Below are 5,750 nucleotides of genomic sequence, written 5' to 3' on the forward strand. Positions count from 1 at the left end.
GGCGCCGACCGTGTCGTCGGCGCCGCCCCGTCCGGGGCTCCCCCCGGACCCGCCGTGCGGGTCAGCGCGAACGGTAGTTCGGGGCCTCGACGGTCATCATGATGTCGTGCGGGTGGGACTCCTTCAGGCCCGCCGCGGTGATGCGCACGAAGCGGCCGTTCTCCTTGAGATCGGCCACCGTGGACGCGCCCGTGTAGAACATCGTCTGGCGCAGGCCGCCCACGAGCTGGTGGACCACCGAGGCGACCGGGCCCCGGAAGGGCACCTGGCCCTCGATGCCCTCGGGGATCAGCTTGTCCTCGTCCGGCACGTCCGCCTGGAAGTAGCGGTCCTTGGAGAAGGAGCGCGTGCCGTTGCGGGTCTGCATGGCGCCCAGGGAGCCCATGCCACGGTAGGTCTTGAACTGCTTGCCCTGGTAGAACACGAGGTCGCCCGGGGACTCGGCCGTGCCGGCCAGCAGGGAGCCGAGCATCACCGAGTCGGCGCCGGCCACGAGGGCCTTGCCGATGTCACCGGAGTGCTGCAGGCCGCCGTCGGCGATCAGCGGGACGCCCGCGGGGCGCGTGGCCTTGGCCGCCTCGTAGATGGCGGTGATCTGCGGGACGCCGACGCCGGCCACCACACGGGTCGTGCAGATCGAGCCCGGGCCCACGCCCACCTTCACGGCGTCCGCGCCGGCGTCGACGATCGCCTTGGCGCCCGCGTAGGTCGCGGCCTGACCGCCGATGACGTCGACGTGCGCGGCCGCCTTCTCCTTCTTCAGGCGCGCGATCATGTCCAGCACGCCGTGCGTGTGGCCGTTCGCGGTGTCCACCACGAGGGCGTCCACGCCTGCCTCCACGAGCGCCATGGCGCGCTCCCAGCCGTCGCCGAAGAACCCGACGGCGCCGCCGACGAGCAGCCGGCCCTCGTCGTCCTTCGCGGCGTCCGGGTACTGCTCCGCCTTGTCGAAGTCCTTGATGGTGATCAGGCCGGTCAGGCGGCCCGCATCGTCCACGAGCGGCAGCTTCTCCACGCGGTTCTGGGAGAACAGGCGGATGGTCTCGGCGCGCGAGACGCCCTCCTGCGCGGTGACCAGCGGCATGCGGGTCATGGCGGTGTCCACCGTGCGGGTGGCCCACTCCTCGCGCGGGATGAAGCGGGTGTCGCGGTTGGTGATGATGCCCAGCAGCGTCATGTCCTCGGCCACCACCGGCAGGCCCGAGACGCGGTACTGGGCGCACAGCTCGTCCAGGTCCGCGAGCGTGGCGTCGGGGCCGATGGTCACGGGGTCCTTGATCATCCCCGACTCGGAGCGCTTCACGGTGTCCACGTGGCGGACCTGGTCCTCGATGGACAGGTTGCGGTGGATGATGCCCATGCCGCCCTGACGGGCCATGGCGATGGCCAGGGGAGCCTCGGTCACGGTGTCCATCGCCGCGGAGACGATGGGGATGTTCAAGCGGATGTTGCGGGTCAGCCGGGTGCCCGTGTCCGCGTCCGCGGGGATCACGTCGGTGGCGTTGGGCAGCAGCAGGACGTCGTCATAGGTGAGGCCGAAGAAGCCGAAGGGATCCGAGGAGGAGTGGACGGGCTCGGGGCTGGGACCGGTGCTGGTGTTGGTCACGAAGGCGCCTTTCGGGACGGGTGTTTCCGCGATTCTATGCCCGGGGGTCAAACCGGCGACCCGGGTGCGGGCCACGTCACAGGGCCCCCGCGCTGGGCCACGCGGGGGCGAGACGGACGTCACCACGACGTCACATGGCGCAATCCGGTTCGGCGTCGTGATATTGGTCCGCCTAATCTCCCCGGATGAGCACCGCACAGTCCTCCCCCGCACCGGCGCCCCGACGCCGGCTCCCCGCCTGGACGTCGAACTTCGGCTGGCAGATCGCCGCCGCCCTCGTCCTCGGCCTCGTCCTGGGCCTGATCGCCCGCGCCACGGGGCACACCTCCGAGCACCCGACCTGGCTCGGCGAGACGCTGGCCACCGTCGGCAGCATCTACATCAGCCTGCTGAAGGCCACGGTCGTCCCGCTGGTCTTCTTCGCCGTCGTCGCCTCCATCGCCAACCTGGCCCAGGTGACCAACGCGGCCCGCCTGGCCGCCAAGACCCTGCTGTGGTTCGCCATCACGAGCCTGATCGCGGTGCTCATCGGCCTCGCCGTCGGCGTCGCGCTGCAGCCGGGCGTGGGCACCGGCCAGACCGCGCCGGCGTCCTACCAGGCCAAGGACGTCGGCTGGCTCGACTTCCTGACCTCCCTGGTGCCGGCGAACTTCCTCGGCCTGACCGTCAAGACGACGGCGGGCGAGGACGGCGCGCTCGCCTCCTCCCCCACGTTCAACGTGCTGCAGATCCTCGTGATCGCGATCGTCGTGGGCGTGGCCGCGCTCAAGGTCGGCGAGAAGGCCGCCCCGTTCCTCACGTTCTCCCGCTCGGTGCTCGCGATCATCCAGAAGCTGCTGTGGTGGATCATCCGCCTGGCCCCGATCGGCACCATCGGCCTGCTGGGCAACGCCGTGGCCTCGTACGGCTGGTCCACGATGGGCACGCTGGCCAAGTTCGTGGTGGCGATCTACGTGGGCCTGGCCCTCGTGATGCTCGTGGTGTACCCGGTGCTGGCGCGCCTGCACGGGCTCTCCGTCAAGCAGTTCTTCACCGGCGTGTGGCCGGCGTTCCAGCTCGGCTTCGTCTCCCGCTCCTCCCTCGGCACGCTGCCCGTCACCCAGCGGGTGGCCGAGCGCAACTTCGGCGTGCCCACCGGCTACGCCTCCTTCGCCGTCCCGCTGGGCGCCACCACCAAGATGGACGGCTGCGCCGCGATCTACCCGGCCGTGGCCGCCGTGTTCATCGCCCAGTTCTACGGGATCGACATGAGCCTGAGCCAGTACGCCCTCGTGGCACTCGTGTCCGTGCTGGGCTCGGCCGCGACCGCCGGCACCACCGGCGCCACCGTGATGCTCACGCTCACGCTGTCCACCGCCGGGCTGCCCCTCGAGGGCATGGCCCTGCTCCTGGCCGTCGACCCGATCGTGGACATGGGTCGCACCGCCCTCAACGTGTCCGGCCAGGCCCTCATCCCCGCCCTCGTGGCCTCCCAGGAGGGCATCCTCGACCGGGACCGCTACGACGCCCCGCGCGGCGACATCTTCGGCGAGGACGAGGAGGAGATCGTCGAGGCCCGCGCCCACGCGACCGCCGACTCCCGCGCCCAGCTCGTCGGCACCCCGGAGCCGCGCGCCTGAGTCAGCGGCCGGACGGGCCCGCTCCGGCGGGTCCGTCCGCGCCGTCCTCGTCCCCCTCGTCCAGGTACTCGCCCAGCACGTAGTCGTAGTCCACGGGGTTCCCGTCCTCGTCCGTGCGGCGGTACCAGTCGGTGATCTCCGCGGCGGTGGAGTCGAACCCCTCGCCGGCCGCGTACCAGCTGCCCGGCGGGGTGCGCTCCACCGTGAACGCGAAGTCGTCCCCGTACTCCACCAGGCCCCGCACCGTCGCCTTCTCGACGGCGGCCCGCTGGTACCGGTCACGGATCGCGAAGGGGTCGTTGGCCAGTTCGCGCTGGAGCGCGACCGCCATGAGGACGAGCACCACGGTGAACGGCAGCGCCGTGATGGTGATGAGGTTCTGCAGGCCGGTGAGCGCGGTGTCGCCGCCGGTCAGCAGCATCACGACGGCGATGCCCGCCATGCACAGCGCCCAGAACACCGTGATCGTGCGGCGCGGGGCCGGGGCGCCGCGCTGTGAGAGCTGCGAGTTCACGATCGAGGCGGAGTCCGCCGTCGTGATGAAGAAGACCGCCAGCATGACGATCACGACCGGGGCCACCAGCCCGCCGCCGGGCAGCTGGTCCAGGACCACCCAGAAGATCTCCGCCGGCGCGGGCAGCGACGCGGCCGTGCCGTCCGGCGCCACGGAGCCCTGCGTCCGCTGCAGCCAGATGGTGGTGCCGCCGATGATCGTGAACGCGCCGACGATCACCGCGGCCGGGATGAACAGGGCCCCGAGGACGTACTGGCGGATGGTCCGACCCTTCGAGATCTTCGCCATGAACACGCCCACGAACGGGGCCCAGCTGACCCACCACGCCCAGTAGAAGATCGTCCAGCTGGAGAGGAACTCCTGCATGTCCTCCCCCTCGGCCATCGAGGCGCCGAGGGCGTCCGGGGCGGAGGAGACGTAGTCCATCAGGACGCCGGGCACGATGTTCAGCAGGAACGCCGTCGGGCCGACGACGAAGAAGAACAGCGCCAGGCCGAGGGCGAGCAGCATGTTGATGTTGGACAGCCACCGGATGCCGCGGGCCACACCGGACACCGCCGAGAAGATGGTGCCGATCGTGAGCACCACGATGATCCCCAGCGCCACCGTGTTCCCCGGCGCCGACCAGCCCGAGACGATCTCCACGCCCCGGCCGATCTGCAGGGCGCCGATGCCCAGCGAGGCCGCCGTGCCGAACAGTGTGGCGATGATCGCGAGCCCGTCGATCAGGCGCGCCCCGACGGAGTCGCTGCGCTGGGAGTCGCCGAACAGCGGCGCGATGATGGAGCTCATCAGCGGCACCCGGCCCCGGCGGTAGGACACGTAGCCGACCGACAGGCCGACGACCGCGTAGATCGCCCACGCGTTCACGCCCCAGTGCAGCGCGGCCTGGGCCAGCGCGCCCGTCACCGCCTCCTCGCTCGCCGCCTCGTACGCCCCCGGGCGCGGGGCCAGGTAGTAGGTCAGCGGCTCGTACGGGCCGAAGAAGATGATGCCGATGCCGATGCCGGCCGCGAAGAGCATGGCCGACCAGCTCGCCGTGGAGTACTCCGGCTTCTCCCCGTCCAGTCCCAGCGGGATCTCGCCGTACCGGGAGAACGCCAGGGCCAGCAGGAACACCACCATCCCGATGGCCAGCAGGGCGAACAGCCAGCCGGCGTGGAGCATCACCCAGTCGAGGGCCGCGCTCGAGACGGCCAGCACGGCGTCCGGCTGCAGCACGCCCCACACCACGAAGCCGACCACCAGCAGGCCGACGACGGCGAGGATCACCCGGTCCACGCCGTAGCGCACCCGGCGGTCCTCCACGGACACGCCCGGCACGAGGGCCGGGTGGATGCCGTGCGGATAGGAGAACTCGCGGACGAAGCGGCGCAGCCGTGGCCGGGCCGGGGTCCGGGTCGTGTGGGACCCGGTGGGACGGGGCGGCGTGGGTGTGTCCATGGGCACACCATAGAGGGCACCCCGGACGGCCGGCGTCTCCCGCCCGCACGACGACGGCCCCTCACCCGGGCGGGCGAGGGGCCGTCGTCGACAGCCGGCCGCGTCAGGGCCGACGGAGGGGTCAGTGCTGGTGGCCGGCCTCGTCCTCCTCGGCGGGCTTGTCCGCCACGAGGGTCTCGGTGGTCAGCACGAGGGCCGCGATGGAGGCGGCGTTGGCCAGCGCGGAGCGGGTCACCTTGACCGGGTCGATCACGCCGTCGGCGATCAGGTCGCCGTAGACGCCGGTCTTCGCGTTGAAGCCGTGGTTCGGCTCCAGCTCGGCGACCTTGGAGACCACCACGTAGCCGTCCTCGCCCGCGTTCTGGGCGATCCAGCGCAGCGGCTGCTTCAGGGCCTTGCGGACGATGTCCACGCCCACGGCGGCGTCGCCGGTCAGGGCCTGGACGTCGGCGTCGGTGTCGAGCGCGGTCAGCGCGTTGATGAGCGCGGTGCCCCCGCCGGCCACGATGCCCTCCTCGAGGGCGGCGCGGGTCGAGGACACGGCGTCCTCGATGCGGTGCTTGCGCTC

General features: G+C 71.6%; 4 protein-coding genes. 1 reads left to right on the plus strand and 3 read right to left on the minus strand.

Annotated features, from left to right (window positions below):
• Window positions 1–61: 61 nt before the first annotated feature.
• The gene (gene guaB, locus HMPREF3105_RS12335) at window positions 62–1,606 is read right to left on the minus strand and encodes an IMP dehydrogenase (protein ID WP_070709887.1); all 1,545 of its coding nucleotides are present in this window, start codon (window positions 1,604–1,606) and stop codon (window positions 62–64) included.
• A gap of 185 nt (window positions 1,607–1,791) precedes the next feature.
• Between guaB and HMPREF3105_RS12340 the strand changes: the two genes are divergently transcribed.
• Entirely contained in the window at window positions 1,792–3,225 is a 1,434-nt protein-coding gene (locus HMPREF3105_RS12340) for a dicarboxylate/amino acid:cation symporter (RefSeq protein WP_070709889.1), read from the plus strand.
• 1 nt (window position 3,226) lies between these two features.
• Here HMPREF3105_RS12340 and HMPREF3105_RS12345 read toward each other — a convergent pair whose 3' ends face one another.
• A complete protein-coding gene (locus HMPREF3105_RS12345) occupies window positions 3,227–5,182 on the minus strand; it encodes a BCCT family transporter (protein WP_083325347.1) in 1,956 nt (651 codons plus the stop codon).
• Between the two features lie 121 nt (window positions 5,183–5,303).
• Window positions 5,304–5,750 (minus strand): TCP-1/cpn60 chaperonin family protein (locus tag HMPREF3105_RS12350; protein WP_305791350.1); only part of this gene is annotated, 447 nt, incomplete at its 5' end.

The sequence above is a fragment of the Micrococcus sp. HMSC31B01 genome (assembly GCF_001816085.1).
GTDB classification, from domain to species: domain Bacteria; phylum Actinomycetota; class Actinomycetes; order Actinomycetales; family Micrococcaceae; genus Micrococcus; species Micrococcus luteus.

Coding starts and splice junctions, on each gene's coding strand:
- HMPREF3105_RS12340 (WP_070709889.1), top strand. CDS start 1,792: ATGAGCACCGCACAGTCCTCCCCCGCACCGGCGCCCCGACGCCGGCTC.
- HMPREF3105_RS12345 (WP_083325347.1), bottom strand. CDS start 5,182: ATGGACACACCCACGCCGCCCCGTCCCACCGGGTCCCACACGACCCGG.